Below are 1906 nucleotides of genomic sequence, written 5' to 3'. Positions count from 1 at the left end.
CCCGCCAGTTCACCGGGGCCTGAGACCCGGCGAACCGGCTACTTTTCCCAGGGCGCCTTGATGGGGAAGTATTTCTCCAGGAAGTCAGTGACCAGGTGCGCCCGCTCGTCAGCTGGCACCTCGGGGAAACTGCCGTCATTGAGGCAGAAGAAGTCGGTGTGCCGTTTATCCAGCAGCTTGTTCAGGCTACGCAACCCTGACCGCATGGTGGTGTCGATGTACTGGACCTTCGCCGATTCCTGGGTGACAGCCCGCCCGGTGAGCAACGCGTAATAGTGGTACAGCGAGTTGGTAACCGAAATGTTGTCCTTCGCCCGGAACCGTGAGGCGGCAGTCGCCGTGAACTCGGCCGCGAACACTTCTTCCATCTCCAGGAGTACGCTGCGGCGCAGGGGCGCCGCCGTGTGCTCAAGGTGTCGGGTGGTGATTCGGCCGAACCTGTCGTGCAGCAGCTTGCGGTTGACCCGCGCGGCGTTCTCGAAGCCGCTCCGCTCGGCGTCGTTGTCGCCCAACCCAATGCGAGTATCGGCCTGGATGAACTTGGTGACCCCGCCCGGGGAGAAGAACATGTCGGGGGACACCGGGCGGCCGAAGAACATGTCGTCGTTCGAATAGAGGAAATACTCCGAGAGTCCTGGAATGTGCTGCAATTGGCTCTCGATGGCCTGGGAGTTGTGGGTCGGGAGGACCGACGGGTCCCTGAAGTGTTCCTCCGAGCGAACCAGGGTCACCGAGGGGTGATCGGCCAGCCACGAGGGGGCCTCCGAGTCGGTGGCGATGAAGATCCTGCGGACCCACGGAGCGAACATGTACACCGAGCGCAGGGCGTACTTCAGTTCGTTGATCTGGCGGAACCGGGCCTCATGGTCGTCGCCCTCGCCCACCACGGCGTCCTTCATCCGTTCGGCTCGCGCTGCCTGATACTCGGCGGAGCTACCGTCCACCCAGGAGAAAACCAGATCAATCTCGAAGTCAATGTCAGTTGCATGATCGGCGAACATATTGTCGATGGTGGGCCAGCTCAGCCCGTGCCGTTCGACCGACCCGCGGACCACCTCTGAGGAGGGGAGCGCGCGCCGGGTCAGTGAGTTCTCCACCGGGAGTTCAATGGTGTCGCCGTCGAGTTTCCACAGCTCGATCTGGACGCCCGCCGACGGCCCGAAGGCGAGTCCGCCGATCGGTTCGATCCGGGGGCGGAACAGGCGGAAGATGCGGGCCTTGGCGCTGTGGGACAGCGACCCGTCGGTGACCAGTAGCGTGGTCCGTCGCTTGGTGTCGACGGTGCGGGAGTAGAACGGTTCGGTCCGGCATGCTGCGACCAGGGCATCCCGGAGGCGTTCCCGGTATTTGAGCTCAATAGCGATCACTGGACGCTCATCGTTGCCGCGCACCAAAAGGTACTCGATGTCAGCGGCTTCTAGCGCGGCACGGATGAACAACAGATCCTCGACCATCGCCTGGTGCGGCGTCACGTTTTCGTTGATCAGGGTGAACCGGCGTTTGACAGTGGTGATGTCGGCACGTTCGGTGAACCGTGCAACGGCGGCTCGCGACGCGGACTCGAGGACTTCGCCCTCGTTGACCGGCTCAGGTGCGCCGAAGTAGATATCGTGTTGGGCGGCAGTATCCGTAATGTGATCCTCCAGAGGGGTACCGGGTGTCTTAGCTCCATGATAAAGCCTGCGCCGCACCCAGCGTCGCGCGCCCAGATCCCCCTGCGGCGTCGTCGTTCTCCCTCAGTACGTGGAGTACAGCTCGCCGACGCGGAGTTCGACGTCAACCCGGTTGTCCACCCCGGGCAGGGGGCAGGCCCACGCCTCGTCGTAGGCGCAGGAGGGGTTGTAGGCAAAGTTCAGGTCCACGATGAGCCGGTCGCCAGCCACTCCGAGGTGAGAGCCCTTGACCG

Annotated in this window: 2 protein-coding genes; both read right to left on the bottom strand. The window is 63.4% G+C overall.

Features of this window, described 5'->3' with window-relative positions; genetic code table 11:
* Nucleotides 1-38: 38 nt before the first annotated feature.
* On the bottom strand, nucleotides 39-1454 hold the full coding sequence (locus tag Y703_RS0103020) for a stealth family protein (RefSeq protein ID WP_026551541.1): 1416 nt from the start codon (nucleotides 1452-1454) through the stop codon (nucleotides 39-41).
* A gap of 282 nt (nucleotides 1455-1736) precedes the next feature.
* The coding region (locus Y703_RS21890) for a DUF1684 domain-containing protein (RefSeq protein WP_155849388.1) at nucleotides 1737-1906 on the bottom strand (170 nt) is incomplete at its 5' end.

The sequence above is a fragment of the Arthrobacter sp. H20 genome (genome assembly GCF_000520515.1).
Lineage (GTDB): Bacteria > Actinomycetota > Actinomycetes > Actinomycetales > Micrococcaceae > Arthrobacter_D.
The sequence above is the reverse complement of the archived record's forward strand: the minus strand, read 5'-3'. Positions and strand labels throughout refer to the sequence as shown.

Excerpts from the sequence above, each read along its gene's own strand:
- Y703_RS0103020 (WP_026551541.1), bottom strand. The coding sequence starts at position 1,454 with ATGGTCGAGGATCTGTTGTTCATCCGTGCCGCGCTAGAAGCCGCTGAC.